At 72.1% G+C, this 17196-nt stretch carries 17 protein-coding genes; 7 read left to right on the forward strand and 10 right to left on the reverse strand.

Features of this window, described 5'->3' with window-relative positions; genetic code table 11:
- Positions 1-3657, reverse strand: coding sequence for a proline dehydrogenase family protein (locus ACIPY8_RS15190; RefSeq protein WP_400819812.1), 3657 nt, complete (start codon positions 3655-3657; stop codon positions 1-3).
- Positions 3658-3773: 116 nt separating this feature from the next.
- On the opposite strand from ACIPY8_RS15190, the gene ACIPY8_RS15195 reads away from it, so the two are divergent.
- From ACIPY8_RS15195 to ACIPY8_RS15205, 3 genes are read left to right on the forward strand one after another with little or no spacing between them, the layout of a single operon-like run.
- On the forward strand, positions 3774-4526 hold the full coding sequence (locus ACIPY8_RS15195) for a hypothetical protein (RefSeq protein WP_400819814.1): 753 nt from the start codon (positions 3774-3776) through the stop codon (positions 4524-4526).
- Complete coding sequence (locus ACIPY8_RS15200; protein WP_400819816.1) at positions 4523-5143, forward strand: hypothetical protein; 621 nt, start codon at positions 4523-4525, stop codon at positions 5141-5143. The genes ACIPY8_RS15195 and ACIPY8_RS15200 overlap by 4 nt, the downstream gene beginning before the upstream one ends.
- Positions 5140-5745 (forward strand): hypothetical protein, encoded by a 606-nt coding sequence (locus tag ACIPY8_RS15205; RefSeq protein WP_400819818.1) that lies wholly within the window; start codon positions 5140-5142, stop codon positions 5743-5745. Before ACIPY8_RS15200 ends, ACIPY8_RS15205 begins: the two co-directional genes overlap by 4 nt.
- Here ACIPY8_RS15205 and ACIPY8_RS15210 read toward each other — a convergent pair.
- The 3 genes from ACIPY8_RS15210 to ACIPY8_RS15220 all read right to left on the reverse strand — a co-directional run bounded on the left by ACIPY8_RS15210 (position 5631) and on the right by ACIPY8_RS15220 (position 8591).
- A complete protein-coding gene (locus ACIPY8_RS15210) occupies positions 5631-7100 on the reverse strand; it encodes a hypothetical protein (RefSeq protein ID WP_400819820.1) in 1470 nt (489 codons plus the stop codon). The two genes, ACIPY8_RS15205 and ACIPY8_RS15210, sit on opposite strands and share 115 nt — an antisense overlap.
- Positions 7101-7177: 77 nt before the next feature.
- Positions 7178-8026: an SDR family NAD(P)-dependent oxidoreductase gene (locus ACIPY8_RS15215; RefSeq protein ID WP_400819822.1), complete on the reverse strand. Its 849-nt coding sequence runs from the start codon at positions 8024-8026 to the stop codon at positions 7178-7180.
- 4 nt (positions 8027-8030) lie between these two features.
- Positions 8031-8591 carry an acyl-CoA thioesterase gene (locus tag ACIPY8_RS15220; RefSeq protein ID WP_400819825.1) on the reverse strand — a complete coding sequence of 187 codons (561 nt, stop codon included), beginning with the start codon at positions 8589-8591 and terminating at the stop codon, positions 8031-8033.
- A gap of 130 nt (positions 8592-8721) precedes the next feature.
- Here ACIPY8_RS15220 and ACIPY8_RS15225 point away from each other — a divergent pair, with 130 nt between their 5' ends.
- A complete protein-coding gene (locus tag ACIPY8_RS15225) occupies positions 8722-9228 on the forward strand; it encodes a GNAT family N-acetyltransferase (RefSeq protein WP_400819828.1) in 507 nt (168 codons plus the stop codon).
- A gap of 151 nt (positions 9229-9379) precedes the next feature.
- Here the strand turns inward: ACIPY8_RS15225 and ACIPY8_RS15230 are convergent, their stop codons facing one another.
- Genes ACIPY8_RS15230 through ACIPY8_RS15240 form a run of 3 tightly spaced genes read right to left on the reverse strand, consistent with a single transcriptional unit; the run spans position 9380 to position 12680 of the window.
- Positions 9380-10927, reverse strand: coding sequence for a cytochrome b/b6 domain-containing protein (locus ACIPY8_RS15230; RefSeq protein WP_400819831.1), 1548 nt, complete (start codon positions 10925-10927; stop codon positions 9380-9382).
- 2 nt (positions 10928-10929) lie between these two features.
- Positions 10930-11901 carry an electron transfer flavoprotein subunit alpha/FixB family protein gene (locus ACIPY8_RS15235; RefSeq protein WP_400820369.1) on the reverse strand — a complete coding sequence of 324 codons (972 nt, stop codon included), beginning with the start codon at positions 11899-11901 and terminating at the stop codon, positions 10930-10932.
- Positions 11902-11903: 2 nt separating this feature from the next.
- On the reverse strand, positions 11904-12680 hold the full coding sequence (locus ACIPY8_RS15240; protein ID WP_400819834.1) for an electron transfer flavoprotein subunit beta/FixA family protein: 777 nt from the start codon (positions 12678-12680) through the stop codon (positions 11904-11906).
- A gap of 110 nt (positions 12681-12790) precedes the next feature.
- Here ACIPY8_RS15240 and ACIPY8_RS15245 point away from each other — a divergent pair, with 110 nt between their 5' ends.
- Genes ACIPY8_RS15245 through ACIPY8_RS15255 form a run of 3 tightly spaced genes read left to right on the forward strand, consistent with a single transcriptional unit; the run spans position 12791 to position 14236 of the window.
- Positions 12791-13327 (forward strand): MarR family winged helix-turn-helix transcriptional regulator, encoded by a 537-nt coding sequence (locus ACIPY8_RS15245; protein ID WP_400819836.1) that lies wholly within the window; start codon positions 12791-12793, stop codon positions 13325-13327.
- Position 13328: 1 nt separating this feature from the next.
- Positions 13329-13799: an SRPBCC family protein gene (locus tag ACIPY8_RS15250; RefSeq protein WP_400819838.1), complete on the forward strand. Its 471-nt coding sequence runs from the start codon at positions 13329-13331 to the stop codon at positions 13797-13799.
- Complete coding sequence (locus ACIPY8_RS15255; protein ID WP_400819840.1) at positions 13796-14236, forward strand: YdeI/OmpD-associated family protein; 441 nt, start codon at positions 13796-13798, stop codon at positions 14234-14236. The genes ACIPY8_RS15250 and ACIPY8_RS15255 overlap by 4 nt, the downstream gene beginning before the upstream one ends.
- Positions 14237-14267: 31 nt before the next feature.
- On the opposite strand, the gene ACIPY8_RS15260 is transcribed toward ACIPY8_RS15255, so the two are convergent.
- The 3 genes from ACIPY8_RS15260 to ACIPY8_RS15270 are packed head-to-tail and all read right to left on the reverse strand — an operon-like array spanning position 14268 to position 17189.
- Positions 14268-15044, reverse strand: coding sequence for an enoyl-CoA hydratase-related protein (locus ACIPY8_RS15260; RefSeq protein ID WP_400819841.1), 777 nt, complete (start codon positions 15042-15044; stop codon positions 14268-14270).
- Between the two features lie 40 nt (positions 15045-15084).
- Positions 15085-15987 (reverse strand): 3-hydroxyisobutyrate dehydrogenase, encoded by a 903-nt coding sequence (gene mmsB / locus ACIPY8_RS15265; RefSeq protein ID WP_400819844.1) that lies wholly within the window; start codon positions 15985-15987, stop codon positions 15085-15087.
- Entirely contained in the window at positions 15984-17189 is a 1206-nt protein-coding gene (locus ACIPY8_RS15270) for an acyl-CoA dehydrogenase family protein (protein WP_400819846.1), read from the reverse strand. Before ACIPY8_RS15270 ends, mmsB begins: the two co-directional genes overlap by 4 nt.
- Between the last annotated feature and the right edge of the window lie 7 nt (positions 17190-17196).

A 17196-nucleotide genomic window follows, 5' to 3' on the forward strand; every position in this document is an offset into this window, starting at 1 on the left:
TCAGATGACGTCGGCGCTCCAGTCGTCGGGGTTGCCGTAGCGGTGCGCGGTGATCGCGATGGCCTGCTCGTGCACGAACGGCAGCAGCTCGATGCGTCCGGCCGACGTGACCTCGCCGTCGTACACCGCGAGGTCGGGGTCCCCGTCGAGGGCCGCGGCGAGCGCACCGTGCAGCGCGGCGACCGAGACCCGCTCCCCCACGAGGCGCACGCGCGCCGGGCGCTCCGGCGACCGCATCCGCTCGATCCACTCGTCGTCCGTCTCCATGTACACGACGGCGCCGAGCTCGCCGAGCGCGTGACGCACCCCCGAGGGCAGACCGACCGGCGTCGACAGGACGAAACCCGCTCCTGCCCGCACCGCAGCGACGACGACCCGCAGCAGCTCCTGCCATCCGGCGTCCGCCGTCGCGCGGATCGCGACCGACACCGGCCGGTAGCGGAACAGGTTGCGCTCGACGCCGAGCTGCGACACGTCCCGCACACGGCCGAACTCGCGGTCCCAGGCCAGGGCGTCCGACAGCGCCGCGCGCCGCAGCCACTCGAACGCCTCGTAGTCGAGTGACGACTGCGCGGCCTCGATGACGTCCGTGATCCGCGAGTCGAGCCCGCGCAGATGCAGCGTGCTCGACACGGGACCGGAGCCGCTGGCACGCCAGGAGCCGAGCCCGATCAGGTAGTTCGGACCACCGGCCTTGGCGCCGGGGCCGACCGAGGAGCGCTTCCAGCCGCCGAACGGCTGTCGCTGCACGATCGCCCCGGTGATGCCGCGGTTCACGTACAGGTTGCCCGCCTGCACGTGGTCGAGCCACAGGGCGAGCTCGTCGGGGTCCTGCGTGTACAGCCCCGCGGTGAGGCCGTAGGCGACGGCGTTCTGCATCTCGATCGCCGCCTCCAGCGTCGGCGCGTGCATGACGCCGAGCACCGGACCGAAGAACTCCTCGGTGTGGAAGCGCGAACCCGGCTGCACCCCGACGCGGATGCCGGGGCGCCACAGCCGCCCCGACGGGTCGTCGGCGGCGACCGCGGGTTCGATCAGCCATTGCTCCTCGCCCTCCAGCTCGGTCAGCGCCCAGGCGAGCTTGCCCTGCGGGCGCTCGATCACCGGACCGACCTCGGAGCGCGGGTCCTCGGGCCACCCGACGTGCAGCGAGCGGGTGGCGTCGGCGAGTTGGCGGGCGAACCTCTGCGAGCGCCCCACGGGACCGACGAGGATCGCGAGCGAGGCCGCCGAGCACTTCTGCCCCGCGTGGCCGAAGGCGCTGCGCACGAGGTCGGCCACCGCGAGGTCGAGATCTGCCGACGGGGTGACGATCATGGCGTTCTTGCCGCTCGTCTCGGCGAGGAGCGGCAGGTCCGGGCGCCACGAGCGGAACAGCGCCGCCGTCTCCCACGAGCCGGTGAGGATCACCCGGTCGACCGCGGGGTGCGTGATCAGCGTGCGGCCGAGGTCGCCCTCCTCGATGTCGACGAGCGCGAGGGCGTCGCGGGGGATCCCCGCCTGCCACAGGGTCTCGGCGATCACGGCCGCGCAGCGGCGGGACTGCGGAGCGGGCTTGAACACGACACCGGAGCCCGCGGCGAGCGCGGCGAGGACTCCCCCGGCCGGGATCGCGAGCGGGAAGTTCCACGGCGGGGCCACGACTGTCACGCGCGCCGGCTCGAACGAGGCGCCGGCGACGGCATCCAGCTCCCGCGCCGTGGCGGCGTAGTACCGGGCGAAGTCGACGGCCTCGCTGACCTCGACGTCGGCCTCGGCGAACACCTTCCCCGTCTCGGCAGCCGCGACCACGATCAGGTCGCCGCGGCGACCCTCCAGCGCGGCGGCGGCGCGCAATAGCACCTCCGCGCGCTCGGCCGCCGACCGCGATCCCCAGGTGCTCCCGGCATCCCGGACGCGGGCGACGGTGCCCTCGAGCACCGAAGCGTCGTCGATGCGGGCGGCGGCGATCGTCGCCTCGCCGAGCACGGAGCCGGCGATGCGCGCGTGCACGTCGCGGGCCCAGGCGCGGTTCGCGGGCAGGGAGGCGTCACTGTCCGCCGTGTTCTCGAACCCGGGTGCGCCGCCGGTCCCGCGCTCGAGCTCGCGCGGGTCGTACACCGCCGTCTCGAGGAACGGCCCTCCGCCGTCGGAACCGCGGGAGATGCCGAGCACGGCCTTCGTGAGGTCCTGCTCGGGCGCCGGAGCGACGGGCACGGGGCGCATCGACTCGTGCACGGGCGCGCTGCGGTCCTGCGTGCGCCGAGGCCCGCGGCGCAGGGTCGGCGACGTGGAGCGGTCGAGCGCGTCGAGGAATCGATCCTGCTCGCGCACGAACAGCGCCTCGTCGTCGCCGAGCCGGAAGGCCGCCGACAGGAAGTTCTCCGACGAGGCGTTCTCCTCCAGGCGCCGCACGAGATAGCTGATCGCGACGTCGAACTCGTCGGGCTTCACGACCGGGACGTACAGCAGCACCTCGCCGACCTCGCGGGAGACGGCCTGCACCTGGCCCTGCGCCATGCCGAGGAGCATCTCGAACTCGATCGGAGGCTGCCCGGCGATGACCGCGCCGCTGTCGGTCGACGTCGCGCCGACCAGACCCCGCTCCCCCGCGAGCAGCCACGCGTAGGCGATGCCGAACAGGTTGTGACCGGCGATCCCGAGATGCACGGCCGCGACGTTCTCGGGGCGCAGCGCCCAGTCGAGGCAGCGCAGGTAGTTGGCGTCGGTGTCGAGCTTGGTGTCGTAGGTCGCCGTGGGCCAGCCGTGCATGCGGGCCTCGACGTGCTCCATCGCGAGGTTCGCGCCCTTCACGAGGCGCACCTTGATGGGCGCTCCGCCGTGCTCCACGCGCTCGCGCGCCCAGGCGGTGAGCTCCTGCAGCGCGGGCAGCGCGTCGGGCAGGTACGCCTGCAGCACGATCCCCGCCTCGAGCCCCTGCAGCCGCGGGTCCTCGAGGATGCGCGTGAACACCGCGATCGTGAGGTCGAGGTCGCGGTACTCCTCCATGTCGAGGTTGATGAAGGTGCGGTCGGACGCCGCGGTGGCATACAGCGGCAGGAGGCGCTCGACGACGGCATCCACCACGTCGTCGAAGGCCCACATCGAGATGTGGCTCATGATCGCCGACACCTTGACCGAGACGTAGTCGACGTCGGGGCGGCGGATCAGATCGTGGATGCCGTCGAGGCGGCGCTTCGCCTCGGCTTCGCCGAGCACGGCCTCGCCGAGGAGGTTGAGGTTCAGCCGCGCACCGCTCTCGCGGATCTTCGCGATCGCCGGTCCGAGCTTGGCGGGGCGGGCGTCGACCACGAGGTGCCCGACCATCTCGCGCAGCACCCGGCGGGCGATCGGCACGACCGGCGCGGGGAGCACGGGCGCCATGCCGCCCCCGATCTTCACGGCGGAGCGCAGGTACCAGGGCAGGAAGTCGGGCACGATCGGCGCGATGCGGTGCAGCTGTGATGCGGCGGCGCCGAGGCTCTCCGGCCGCATGACGCCGTCGACGAAGCCGAGCGTGAAGGGCAGGCCGTTCGCGTCCTGCAGCACGCCCGCCAGACGCGCGGCGGCGGGGTCGACGTCGACCGCGGCGGCCTCGGCGACCCAGCGGCGCGCGAGCTCGATCGCGCGCTCCGCGAGGGTGTCGGATGCGGGTGCGGACGGCGTCGGGTCGGCCATGGCCTCAGCCTAGGACTGCGCGGGCTCGTCGCCGCGTCCCCGCGCCGGGCGCACGACCTCGTCACGGCTCGACCCGTCGCTCTCGACGCGGAACGCCCCGCCGATATGCTGATGTCGTGGGGGACAGGGACACGCCCGCGACGCCGACACCGACGTCCGGCACGGACGCGCGAGCGAAGGTGCTCGGCTGGGCGCGACGCAGCATCGATCTCATTCCGACGCCCTGGCTGCTGGGTGGGCTGGCCGCTGTCGCGCTCGCGACGACCGCGGGATTCGGCGGCCTCGCGACCGCCCCTGCCGAACCGACGCCGCAGATCGAGATCGGTGAGCCGTTCGCGGCAGCCGACCTCACCATGACCGTGCTCGGCGTCTCCCTCGTCGACGAACCCGGCTACGCCGCCCTGTACCCCGACCAGGAAGCCGGCGAGCGCATCCTCGCGATCGAGGCCGAGGTCGTGAACACGTACCGCGAGCCCCGCCCCTCGGTCGACGGCTCCGTCCTGTCGCCGGTGGTCGACGGCATCCGCATCACATCACTGGGCGGCGCGGCCGTCGAGACGGTCGAGTTCGACGCCTCCGACGACGAGGCCGCGGCCGACTACTCCTCGCATCGCGGAGTCGGCACTCCCCCGGCGATCTCGCGGGCGGACGACGGCACCGGCTCCCCGATGCTGCAGCCCGATGTGCCCACGCGGGTGCTGATCGCGTGGATCGTCGCCGACGGCGAGGTCGAGCCGGGCGAGGAGATCACCCTGACCCTGCCGGACTCGACGCGGTACACCGGGACGAGCGTCGTCGACGGCGATTACTGGTGGGACGTCGAGGTCGGCGCGACCGTGACGACGACGGTCGAGGAGACGATGCCATGAGCATCCCGCCACCTCCTGCAACGCCGAGCGTGACGACGCCCGCGCGCCCTCCCGCTCGCCGCACGCCGAAGCTCCTCGCCTGGGCCCTCACGATCGCGATGCTCGCGGCGGCCTGGGGCCTCACACAGGTGACGCTCCCCGACGACGCCGCCCTCGCCCCCTTCGTCACCGCCGCCACCCTCGGCGACCCCGCGACCGCCCGCAACCTCGCCGTCACGGTGACGGACGTGCGCGCAGCGCGCACGGTGACGGATGCCGGGGGCTGGTCGGCCGAGGGCACCTGGGTCGTGGTCGACCTCGAGGCCGCGGCGGTCGTCGCCCAGCAGAACGCCCGTCTGACCCTCGTCGAGCTCGTGGTCGGCGATCGCACCTACAGCGCGACCGACCGCGGGACGACCTTCCGCGGTCAGTCGCTCGTGCCGGGCGTGCCCCGATCGGGCGCCCTGGCCTTCGAGCTGCCCGCAGACGCCCTGACCGGGACGGCGACACTGCGGCTCGGGGCTCCGGGTGTCGCCTCGGGGGCCGAACTCGACGGCGTGATCGAGATGACGATCGACCTCGACGCGCTGCCGGTGGAGTCCGAAGCCACGATCACGGAGAACGGCTGGGCCCGATGACCATTCCTCCCGCGCCCGTCCCGCCCGCGCCCGATGCCCCCGGCCCCGCGAGCGCCGCGCCGACGGCATCCTCCCCGCGCCCCACCTGGTGGCGGCGCAACCTGCTCGCGCTCGTCGCGGTCGCCGTGCTGCTCCCCGCGACCGCCGCCGTCATCGGATGGCAGGGCTGGCGCCAGTTCTTCGCGTTCGACGCGCGCCCGGTCACTCCCGTCCTGGTCGCCCCCGACGACACCGTCGACCTCGTCGGCGCGACGTGGGGACCCATCCGCGGCGGCGAGCTGGATGATCTCGCGGGCCTCGACGTGCCTCCGGGAGCGACCGTCATCGCGGTGGCCGTCCGGGTCGATGCGCCGGACGGCGTCGCCTGCGATGCCCCCGTCCTCACGGAGCAGGCCACCGGTCGTTCCTGGACGCCCGTGCGCGGCGAGATCGGACTCGACTACTCCCCCGACGAACCGGCCTCGTGCCTCGCGAGCGACACGGGTTCCTACGAGCTGATCGTGCCGTTCGTCGTGCCCGACGACGTCGAGGGGCCGTTCTGGGTCGACGTGCGTCCCTCCGGGTCGGCGGGTGCGTTCGTGAGGTTCCCGCTCGAGCCCTGACCGCCGACGACGTCGCGCGGCGGCGCGTTCACCACCGCTGCGACGACCGCGTCCGCGGCACGCGGCAGGAGGCCGGCGGCGTCGGCGACCGCGCGCAGCTCCGCCTCGGCCTGCGAGGTCCCCTCAGCCTCGGCGGTGCGCTCCTGGATGCGGTGCAGCCGCCCGAGCGTCGCGTCGTACGCGCCGGCGACGACCGCGATGCGGATCGGCTCGCACAGCAGCGCGGGGATCGCGAGCACGAGCGGCGACACGATCGCCCAGAACACGAACTCGTGGGGTCCGACGAGGCGCGTGAGGCCGAGCCCGAGATACGACTCCAGCGCCTTCACCGCGACCGAGAGCAGCGCGTACGAGGCGACGAGCACCGGCCCCGCCCGCCACATGAGGAGGAGTGCGCGCCCGATCGGCCGGAACCGGTCGCCGAGCTCATCGCCGAGGTCCTTGAGCCGTCGGAGCACGGGGTTCGGGACCGCGGCCGTGTGCTCGCGGAACCGGGCCACCAGCCGGTTCTCGATGCGGAGCTTCTCCGCCACGATCGCCTGGCCGTAGATCACACCGCCGATCGTGAGCCAGGCGAGCGGTGCGAGCAGCACCGGGCCCGCCGCGGCGAGGACCCAACCGATCGCGTCACCCAGCCAGCGCAGCGGTGCCACGGCATCCGCCAGATCCGTCCACGTCTGCTCGAGGAGGACAACGACGGCGCGCTGATCGACCCACCCGCGCACGCCGTCGACGATGTCACCGATCACCATGACCGAGAAGAACACCCACACGACCTCGAAGTACACCGCGACCGGCGACAGCCAGCGCGCGAGCTTCGTCGACCACTTGGTCCATGCCCAGCGTCCGGCGAAAGCGACCACGATGATGGCGACGGTCCACACGCTCAGCGGCAGGTTGAGCACGGTGTCCTCGCGGGCCGGGCCGTCGACGCCCGCCGCGGCGGCGATCCAGGTGCGATCGGTGAGCGCGTCGAGCGCACGCGCGGAGTAAGCGTTGATGTCCTCGCGGAGCAGACCCTGCGCCCAGTACACGGCGAAGAAGGGCAGGATGCCGGCGAGCAGCGCGGTGAGGAAGGTGCGCCGGCGGTCAGCGGCGGATTCGGGCAGCGGCGCGATGCGCTCGAGTTCGCGCAGCCCGTCGCGCAGCACGAGGAACATCGCGACGTAGCTCACGAGCCGCGCGAGGATCGCGATCGGCAGGACGAGGAAGCCGAGGGTCGCGGAGTACCCGCCGACGAAACCGGCGATCTGCACCACGACGTAGTGCACGAGCAGGCCGGCGAGATACCACGCCAGCATCGCCGGCCAGTGCCGCCACAGCACACGCCCGACCGTGTTCAGGATCGCCCCCACGCCCCGAGACTACCGCGGGGCCGCCGCCGCCGCGCATCCTCTCGGGTGCCCGGTGCCGCACCTCCGTGAGCCGCGCGTCAGGTCGCGGCGTCGAGCATCGCGTCGTAGCCCTCGCGGAACGTCGGGTAGACGAGCTCGCCGAGCAGCGTGTGCGCCAGGGCTCCGTCGAGCACCGTTCCGCCGCCGGCATCCCCCGCGCTCTGCGGCGGTAGCGGAACCTCGAGCCGAGCCGCGATATGCGCGACGACCTCGCCGAGCAGCACCGGCTCGCGATCGATCGCGTGCACGAGTGCGGGCGGGCCCTCGGCGCGCAGCAGCACCTCCAGCAGGCGCACGAGGTCGTGCTCGTGGATGCGGTTGGTGCGGCGCTCGTGATCGACCGCGGCGCCCTCGCGCACCCGGCGGATCAGCGAGTCGCGCCCCGGACCGTAGATGCCCGCGGGGCGCACGATCACCGCGCCGAGCAGGTCTGCGGCTCGACGCTCGCCGTCGAGAAGCGCCTCACCCCGGTGGCCCATGACCCGGGGGTCGTCGTCCTCGGTGAGGGGGTCGCGTCCGTCCGGGCCACCGAACGTCTCATCGCCGTACCCCTCGAACACCCGGGTCGACGACACGAAGACCACGCGCTCGGGACGCGTGGACAGTGCGGCGGCGAGGTGCGTGAGCGCGGCCGGGTAGATCGAGCCCTCCGGCCCCGTCCCGGGCGGCAGCGTGATCACGACCGAGCCGAACGCCGGAAGCACCGTCGGCAGCGGATGCCGGAGGTCGGCCTCGATCGTCGAGAACGTCGACGGAAGTCGCGAGGCGTCGCGCCGGATCGCCACGACCTCGCCGCCGTCGGCCACGAGTCGCTCGCCCAGAGCCGCGCCGAGCGCACCGCAGCCGACGAGCAGGGTGCGACCGGGGCGCCGGCCCGCATCCGTCACCGGCTCAGCTCCAGTCGCTCGGGGCCGGCGTGCGCACGGGCGGCAGCGCCGACGCCGCGGCCCAGTCGTGCACCCAGGCGTCGATCTCGCGCACACCCTCCGGCTTGCCGACCGCGGCGAACAGCTCCTCGTTGCTCACGGTGCCGCCGGTGCGCCGCAGCATCCGCGCCCGGACGATAGCCCGCGCGTACACCTGCCCCTTGACGACCGCGCGGTGCTCCAGGAAGAGCGCCTTCTCGTCGTGGCCGATGAAACGCGACTGCACCTCGAACCGCTGCCACAGCTGCAGGGACTTGCGGAACGTGATGGTCTCGCTCGACACGACCGCGTACCAGCCGTGATCCTTCATGGCGTCGAAGAGGCCTGTGCGGATCAGCAGGTCCCAGCGTCCGAGGTCGAAGAGCGACAGGTAGCGGCCGTTGTTCATGTGGCGCAGGATGTCGATGTCGCTGGGCAGGGTCGTGAGACGCACGCTGCCGACGGCCGTCGGATCGAGGGCCTTGCCCCGACGCACGCGGCGACGGGCGGAAAGGATCACGAGGAGGGTGCGCCAGATCACGTTCACGAGGAACGATCGTAGCCTTCGACGCACGATCCGCGAACTTCGTTGTGAGATCCCTCCATACGGTGTTACAGCGGCATTTCGGCATTCTCCTCGATTTCCGGTTCGCTGAACCCGCGCGTAGAGTCACGGCATGAGCGCCGAAGCCCAGCCTGAAGTCATCGTCCGTCCGGTCCGTGATGTGGATGCGGAAGCCCTGGGTCGCGTGCACGCGCAGTGCTGGCACGAGACCTACGACCACCTGATCAGCAAGGCCGCGCTCGAGAAGGTCTCGCCCCGGCGCATGGCCGAGCTGTGGACGCACTGGGCGGCTCAGGGCCCCGAGTTCACGATGAACGCCGCGCTCGTCGACGGCGAGATCGTCGGCTTCGTCGGCTCCGGTCCGGCGCGCGACAAGGACGCCCCGTCGTTCCGCGAGCTCTACTTCATCTACCTGCTCGACGCGTATCACGGCACCGGCATCGGCCAGAAGCTCTTCGACGCCGCCGTCGAGAAGGACGAGCCGCTGTATCTCTGGGTCGCAGAGGACAACCCCCGCGCGCACCGCTTCTACACGCGCAACGGCTTCGCGCTCGACGGCGCCAGCCACACGGAGCCGTTCCTCGGCGAGACGCTGACCGAGGTCCGCTTCACGCGCTGACCCGCTCTGCGTCGCGGCCCCGCGCTGCCCTGCAGCATCCTGCACCGAGACCCATCGCCCTCGTCGAGACCCACCAGTCCGAACGTTGCGGGCGGTGGGTCTCGACGCGCGAGATGGGCCTCGACGACAGGTCTTCGAAGGATGCCGCGGGTCAGCGGCCCGAGACGTTCCCGAAGAGCTTCGCGATCGGCGCGATCACGAGCGGACGCGCAGCCACCCAGCCGACGGCGATCACGACGAGCGACGCGACGAACACCCAGAAGCCCGTCCAGGTCACGGCATCCTGGGAGGCGTACATGTGGTTGAGGTTGCGGAGGAATCCGGTCAGCATCACGAGCGCGACGTGCGCGATGATGAACGCCACGAAGTACAGCATGACCGGGAAGTGCAGCGCCCGCGCCCACTCGATCGGATACGCCTTCGACAGACGCTCGGCCTTCTTCGGCCACATCCCCGACATCCGGAACCCGGTGATCGCAGCGAGCGGCGCCGCGAGGAACACGGTCGCGAAGTACGCGAGCTGCTGCAGGCTGTTGTAGTTGTTCCAGCCGTTCTCGTGCGGCCAGTCGAACGACACGTACTGCAGGGCCGCCGACAGCGCGTTCGGGAAGACCTCCCAGCTCGTCGGCACGATGCGCACCCAATGCCCCGTCGCGAACAGCAGCACCACGAAGATCACGCCGTTCACGAGCCACAGCACGTCGAGCGCCTGGTGGAACCAGATCGTCAGGCTGACCTTGCCCTTGGGGTTGTTCCGCGGGGTCCAGAACGCGGTCGGCCGCTTCTCGGTGCGGATCGTGAGTCCCGTGCGGATGATCAGCACCATGAGGAACGCATTGAAGAAGTGCTGCCAGCCGACCCACGGCGCGAAGCCGGGCTCCACGTGCACGGCCGGCTCGTACTCGCCCGGGAACGCCACGAGGAAGTCCTGCATCGCCGGGAGGCTCAGCAGCGTGCGCACGAACGCGATCGCCGCGCCCGCGAGGATGCCGAGGGCTGCGGCGCCGAGGAGGACGGCGATCGCCTGCGTCCAGGTCGGGCGGCGACGCGCGGATGCCGGAACCTCGGCGACGTGACGCGGCGCGCGGCCGTCCCACACGGTGCGGTTCCACGGCAGCGGCGTCGAGACGTCACGGGCCACGACGTCGGTCGGAGCCTCGGCTACGGTCGCGACGGCCGTGGTCGTGGGGGTCGTGGTCGTGGTCGCGGCTGCCACGTCGGGGCCCGGCGCGGAAGCGGTGCCCGCCGGCGGCCAGGGCTCGCCGCCGGGAGTGCGGGGCAGGCCTCGACGGACGGATGCCGAGAACGGTGCCGTATCCCGAACGTCGAGCGAGGACGAGTCGGCCGGATCCCGGTCGTTGAGCGAGGACGACGAAGTCGACCGAGACGAAACGCGTTCCTCAGCGGACGGGGTCGCGGAGGATGCTGCGGCGGCGGTCGCACCGGCGGGTGGCCACGGCTCTCCGCCCGGTGTCCGAGGGAGGCCGCGGCGCACGGTCGTACCGGCGGGTCGACGCGTTTCGTCTCGCTCCGCTCGCTCAACGACCGGCGGCGTCTCCGTCGCCTCGCTCACGTCGGCCGCCACCACCCCCACTTCGTCGACGACCGTCACCTCCGCCACGTCGACGACGCCGCCGGGCGGCCACGGCTCGCCACCGGGCGTCCGCGGAAGGCCGCGGCGCAGCATCCGCTCTGCCATCGCTACTTCTTCCGTGCCTCGAGGGCCGCGATGATCTGCGGCACGACCGTGAACAGGTCGCCGACGATGCCGAAGTCGGCCACGTCGAAGATGGGGGCCTCGCCGCCCTTGTTGATAGCGACGATCGTCTTCGAGGTCTGCATGCCGGCGCGGTGCTGGATCGCACCCGAGATGCCGAGCGCGACGTACAGCTGCGGCGACACCGAGACGCCCGTCTGGCCGACCTGGTGGGACTGCGGGATGTAGCCGGCGTCGACCGCGGCGCGGGATGCTCCGACGGCGGCGCCGAGCGCGTCGGCGAGCTCCTCGACGAGGACGAACTTCTCCTTCGAGGCGAGTCCGCGCCCTCCGGACACGACCCGGGTCGCGCCGCGCAGCTCGGGACGCGAGGACGCCTGCTCGACGGCCTCGATCTCACCCACCGTCGCGACGGGGACGTCGGACGCCGTGACCTCCAGCGCCTCGACCGTCGGCGACTCCACAGCGTCGGCCCGCGCCTCGACCGCCCCCTGACGCACCGTGATGACGGGGGCGCCGTAGGTGGCGGCCGCATCGACGAGGTAGGCCCCGCCGTAGACGGAGTGGTGCGCGACGATGCCTTCGTCGTCGCGCGAGACGCCGACCGCGTCGACCGCGAGGGCGAGTGTCGCGCGCACCGCGAAGCGCCCGGCGGCGTCGCGCCCGGCGATCGAGTTCGACACGAGCACGGCGTCGGGCTGCACGCGCTCGAAGGCGAGCTGCAGGGCGTCGACGACCGGCACGGTCAGTGCAGCGGCATCGGCGTCGGCGGTGAGCACGACGGAGGCTCCGGCCGCCGCGGCCTGCGCGGCGGCCTCCGCGGACCCGCCGACGACGAGCGCGATCGGTGAGCCGATGGTCGAGGCAGCGCCGATCAGCGCGGCGGTGCTCGACGCGACCTCACCCGAGGGCGTCACGTCGACGAGCACGAGGATCGGGTTCTCGGGGTAGCCCATGGTCACACCAGCCTGTTCTGCGCGAGGTACTCGACGAGCTTCTCGGCGGCGTCGCCCTCGTCGACGATCTTGACGCCGGCGGCCCGCGGGGGCTTCTCCGACACCGCGGTCATGATGGTGCGCGGCGCTGCCGACGGGTCGGCGGAGACGCCGAGGTCGGCGAGCGACAGCACCTCGAGGGGCTTCTTCTTCGCGGCCATGATGCCCTTGAAGTTCGGGAACCGCGCGTCGGGCAGCGCCTCGGTGATCGAGATCACGGCGGGCAGGGGTGCCGAGATCGGCTGCGCCCCGGCATCCGCTCCTCGCGTGCCGGTGATGCCCTCGGGCGTGATCTCGACGGCGGTGAGCGCGGTCGCCTGCGCCCAGCCGAGGTGTTCGGCGAGCATCGCGGGGATGACGCCGCCCGAGCCGTCGGTCGACAGGTTGCCGGTGATGACGAGGTCGGGCTCGCCGCGGCGGATCGCGGCGGCGAGGACCTCGGCGGTGAGGCCGAGATCCGCTCCGGCGAGCTCGGCGTCGGCGATGTGCACCGCGGATCCGGCGCCGATCGCGAGCGCGCGGCGCACCGAGGCCGTCGACCCCTCGGGAGCCATCGCGAGCGCCACCACCTCGGTGCCCTCGTTCTTGTCGGCGTGGCTCAGAGCGACCTCGAGGGCCCGCTCGGTGATCTCATCGAGGACCACGTCTCCCGCGCTGCGCTCGGCCAGCCCGGTCTCGAGGTTCAGGGTGCGGTCGCCGTAGGTGTCGGGCACCTCTTTGACCAGGACGAAGATCTTCATCGATTGCTCCTCACGACTGCCTCGATTCTAGCGCGTTGAAACTGAGTCCCACTCGACAAGCGACCGAGGACCAAAGCGCCCCGACCCCTGCCATGCCCTACCGTAGAAGCGTGGTCCGATCCCGCCCGCTCCCCGTCGATCCGCTCGCCGAAGCCAAGCGTCAATGGCTCGCGCACGGATGGACGGATGCCGCCGACGGCATGACCGTCGTCACCTCCGTGATGCGCGCGCAGCAGCTGCTCCTCGCCCGGGTGGATGCCGCGCTCAAGCCCTTCTCTCTGAGCTTCGCCCGCTACGAGATGCTGCGGCTGCTGGCGTTCAGCCGCTCCGGGCGCCTGCCCCTGTCGAGCGTGGTGGCCCGCCTGCAGGTGCACGCCACGACGGTCACGAGCACGGCGGAGCGTCTGGTGCGCGACGGACTCATCGTGCGCGAGCCGCACCCGCACGACGGCCGCGCCGCGCTGCTCGCCCTCACCGACGAGGGTCGCTCCCTCGTCGAGCGGGCCACGACCGCCCTGAACTCCGAGGTCTTCGTCGACCCGGGCATCAGCCGTGAGGACGCCACCGAGCTCGTCGCGATCGTCGCGCGCATGCGCAAGGCGGCCGGCGACTTCGCCGATCCGCGGCCGCAGCCCGACGCGCTCTGACATGGCCCGCTTCGTACTCGAGCGGGTGATCGCGGCGCCGCCCGCCGAGGTGTTCGCCGCGTCGCTCGACCCCGCGCTGCACGTGCGGTCGATGGCCCGCCACGGCGAGACGATGGTCGAGGCTCCCACCGGAGGCGTGTTCACGGAGGGCTCGACCGTCACGTGGCGCGCGCGGCACTTCGGCATCCCGTTCCGCCTGCGCTCGCTCGTGTTCGACATCGACCCGCCCCGAGGGTTCCGCGACCGCCAGATCGCCGGCCCGTTCGGCGACTTCCTGCACGAGCACGTGTTCGAGGAGCATCCGCAGGGCACGCTCATGCGCGACACGGTCACGTTCCACTCGCCGTTCGGTCCGCTCGGACGGCTCGTCGACCGCCTCGTGATGCGCGAGCACCTGCGACGGCTCATCGACGAGCGCAACGACACGATCGCCGCCGAGATCGAGGGGCGCGGGCGTACGCTGTCGGCATGAGCGAACTGCGCCTGCACACCGTCCTCGAAGGCCGAGGCCCCGCCGCCGCGATCATCCTCACCGACGAGCAGGTCGCCTCGTTCGCGGCCGGCAAGGCGTTCCCGGTCACCGTCACGATCGCCGGCCGCACCGCACGCCTGCGTCTCGCGCGCATGGGCGGGCAGAACATGATCGGCTTCAGCAAGGCCGTGCACGCCGACCTCGGCGTCGAGATCGACCAGGAGGTCGACGCGGTCATCCGTGTGGACGGCGGGGAGCGCACGGTCGAGGTTCCCGAAGCGCTGGCCGCGGCGTTGGACGCCGACCCCGCGACGCGCGCCGCTTTCGACGCGCTCTCGTACTCGGTGCGCAAGGAGCACGCCCGCACGGTCGCCGAGGCCAAGCAGGAGGCGACCCGCGACCGACGCATCGCGAAGATCCTCGACTCGCTGGGCTGAGCGCGCGCCGCGCCCCGCCCCGGTCCGGACGTCAGCGGTTCTGGAAGTCGGGGGCACGCTTCTCCCGGAAGGCGGCCATGCCCTCTTTCTGGTCGGCGGTGTCGAACAACGCCGCGAACGCCTGCTTCTCGTGGGCCAGGCCATCGGCGAGGCCGGTCTCCATCGCAGCGTCCAACGCGGCCTTCGCGGCGAACAGCGAGGGCAGCGACTTCGCGGCGATCGTCTCGGCGAGCGTCGTCGCCTCGGCGAGCAGGTCGGATGCCGGGACGACGCGCGACACGAGACCGGCACGCTCCGCCTCCACGGCATCCATGAGCCGCCCGGACAGCACGAGCTCGGCGGCCTTGTAGTAGCCGACCGCGCGGATGAGACGCTGCGTGCCCCCCATGCCCGGGATGACGCCGAGGTTGATCTCGGGCTGGCCGAACTTCGCGGTGTCGGCCGCGAGGATGATGTCGCACATCATCGCCAGCTCGCAACCGCCGCCCAGCGCGAAGCCCGACACCGCGGCGATGACGGGTGTCCGCACGGCGGCGAACTCGTGCCAGATGCCGAAGTGGTCGGTGTCGAGCATCTCGGCGGAGGTCATGCCCTCCATCTCCTTGATGTCGGCGCCGGCGGCGAACGCCTTCTCCGACCCGGTCACGACGATCGCACCGACCCCGTCGTCTCCGTCGAAGGCCTGCGCGGCGGCCGTGATCTCCTCCGCGAGGCGGGAGTTCAGCGCGTTGAGCGCCTGCGGGCGGTTCAGCGTGATCCATCCGACGCGTCCGCGCTGCTCGACCAGGATCGTCTCGTACTCGGTCATGAAGGCCCTCTCCGTCGTGGTCGTTCCAGTATCCCGGGCTTCACACGATCCCGTCGCGGATGTCGGTGATGATGCCGGAGAAGTCGCGCCCGGCGCCGTCGCCCGCCGCGAACGCGGCGTAGAGCTCCTGCGCGAGACGGCCCATGCGTGCGTCCGTCGACGTCTGCTCGATGGCCTGCAGGGCGAGACCGAGGTCCTTGGCCATCAGTGCGCCGGCGAAACCCGGCTGGTAGTCGCGGTTGGCCGGGCTGGTCGGCACGGGGCCGGGAACCGGGCAGTTCGTCGTGATCGACCAGCACTGGCCGGAGGCCTGCGACACGACGTCGAACAGCGCCTGGTGCTCGAGTCCGAGCCGCTCGCCGAGCACGAACGCCTCGGCCACGGCGATCTGCGACACCGCGAGCACCATGTTGTTGCACACTTTGGCGGCTTGTCCGAGGCCCGCCCCTCCGCAGTGCACGATGCGCTTCCCCATCACCTCGAGCACCGGCAGCGCGGCGGCGTAGTCCTCGTCGGATCCGCCGACCATGAACGCGAGCGTGCCGTTCTCCGCACCCACGACACCGCCCGAGACGGGGGCGTCGACGTTGCGGTGCCCGGCCGCGAGCGCCAGGGCGTGCGCGGCCCGCGCCTCGTCGACCGCGATCGTCGACGACTCGATGAAGAGCGTGTCGGGGCGCGCGGCGGCGAGCAGCTCGGTGCGGTACGCGTCGATCACGTGCTTTCCGGCCGGGAACATCGTGATGACGACGTCGGCGTCGGCGACGGCATCCGCTCCGCTCGCGGCGACCGGGATGCCGGCCGCACGCGCCGCGTCGATCGCGGCCGGCACGAGGTCGAAGCCGTGCACCTCGTGCCCCGCGGCGACGAGGTTCTTCGCCATCGGCAGGCCCATATGCCCGAGGCCGAGGAACGCGATCCGCTGGACGGATCCGATGGTCATGATGCGCTCCGCATCGGGTTCCCGCCGCTGCGCTGGAGGGAGGCGGAGCCCGCCGGCCGCAGCATCTCGCGTCCGACGATCAGGCGCATGATCTCGTTCGTCCCCTCGAGGATCTGGTGCACGCGCAGGTCGCGCACGACCTTCTCGATGCCGTAGTCCTGCAGGTAGCCGTATCCGCCGTGCAGCTGCAGCGCGCGGTTGGCGACGTCGAACCCGGCGTCGGTCGCGAAGCGCTTGGCCATGGCGCAGCGCATGGTCGCGTCGGGGGCGTGCTCGTCGACCGCCTGCGCTCCGTCCCGGACCATGAGCCGCGCGGCCTGGAGCTCGGTGCGCATGTCGGCGACCTGGAAGAGGATCGACTGCTTCTCGGCGAGCGGCTCGCCGAACGCGATGCGCTCGTGCACGTACTGCACGGCCCGGTCGAGCGCCCACTGCGCCCCGCCGAGCGAGCACGCCGCGATGTTCAGGCGACCGCCGTTGAGGGCCGACATCGCGATCGCGAAGCCGCGCCCCTCCTCGCCCAGGAGAGCGGATGCCGGCACACGCACCCCGTCGAGGATGACCTGGCGCGTGGGCTGCGCGTGCCAGCCCATCTTCTTCTCCGGGGCTCCGAAGCTCAGCCCTGCGGCGTCACCCGGGACGAGGAAGGCGCTGATCCCCCGCGCGCCGGGCTCACCCGTCCGCGCCATGACGACGTACACCGCCGCCTCACCCGCACCCGAGATGAACTGCTTCACACCGGTGAGCAGGTAGTCGTCGCCGTCGCGCACCGCGCTCGTGGCGATGTTCGCGGCATCCGACCCGGCTCCGGGCTCGGTGAGGCAGTAGCCGCCGAACTCCTGCATCGCGGTGAGCTGCGGCAGCCACTGTCCGCGTTGCGCGTCGTCTCCGTAGGTGTCGATCATCCACACGACCATGTTGTGGATCGAGATGTACGCCGCGACGGCCGGGTCGCCCTTCGCGAGCTCCTCGAAGATCGCGACCGTGTCGGCGCGGCTGAGTCCGGTGCCGCCGAATTCCTCGCGCACGTAGATGCCGCCGAGGCCCAGCTCGCCGCCGCGCTGCAGCGACTCCCGGGGGAACAGGTGCTTCTCGTCGCGCTCGGCGGCGAACGGGGCGAGCTCGGTCTCGGCGAACTCGCGGACGGCGCCGAGGATGGCCTCGCGCTCCTCGGCGGTGGTGACGGTGATCGTGTCGGTCATGGTGAGT

The sequence above is a fragment of the Microbacterium sp. NPDC089696 genome (genome assembly GCF_044749125.1).
Lineage (GTDB): Bacteria > Actinomycetota > Actinomycetes > Actinomycetales > Microbacteriaceae > Microbacterium.

Coding starts and splice junctions, on each gene's coding strand:
- ACIPY8_RS15225 (WP_400819828.1), top strand. CDS start 8,722: ATGAGCGCCGAAGCCCAGCCTGAAGTCATCGTCCGTCCGGTCCGTGAT.
- ACIPY8_RS15260 (WP_400819841.1), bottom strand. CDS start 15,044: ATGACCGAGTACGAGACGATCCTGGTCGAGCAGCGCGGACGCGTCGGA.
- mmsB (WP_400819844.1), bottom strand. CDS start 15,987: ATGACCATCGGATCCGTCCAGCGGATCGCGTTCCTCGGCCTCGGGCAT.
- ACIPY8_RS15230 (WP_400819831.1), bottom strand. CDS start 10,927: ATGGCAGAGCGGATGCTGCGCCGCGGCCTTCCGCGGACGCCCGGTGGC.
- ACIPY8_RS15235 (WP_400820369.1), bottom strand. CDS start 11,901: ATGGGCTACCCCGAGAACCCGATCCTCGTGCTCGTCGACGTGACGCCC.
- ACIPY8_RS15250 (WP_400819838.1), top strand. CDS start 13,329: ATGGCCCGCTTCGTACTCGAGCGGGTGATCGCGGCGCCGCCCGCCGAG.
- ACIPY8_RS15200 (WP_400819816.1), top strand. CDS start 4,523: ATGAGCATCCCGCCACCTCCTGCAACGCCGAGCGTGACGACGCCCGCG.
- ACIPY8_RS15270 (WP_400819846.1), bottom strand. CDS start 17,189: ATGACCGACACGATCACCGTCACCACCGCCGAGGAGCGCGAGGCCATC.
- ACIPY8_RS15240 (WP_400819834.1), bottom strand. CDS start 12,680: ATGAAGATCTTCGTCCTGGTCAAAGAGGTGCCCGACACCTACGGCGAC.
- ACIPY8_RS15255 (WP_400819840.1), top strand. CDS start 13,796: ATGAGCGAACTGCGCCTGCACACCGTCCTCGAAGGCCGAGGCCCCGCC.
- ACIPY8_RS15190 (WP_400819812.1), bottom strand. CDS start 3,657: ATGGCCGACCCGACGCCGTCCGCACCCGCATCCGACACCCTCGCGGAG.
- ACIPY8_RS15205 (WP_400819818.1), top strand. CDS start 5,140: ATGACCATTCCTCCCGCGCCCGTCCCGCCCGCGCCCGATGCCCCCGGC.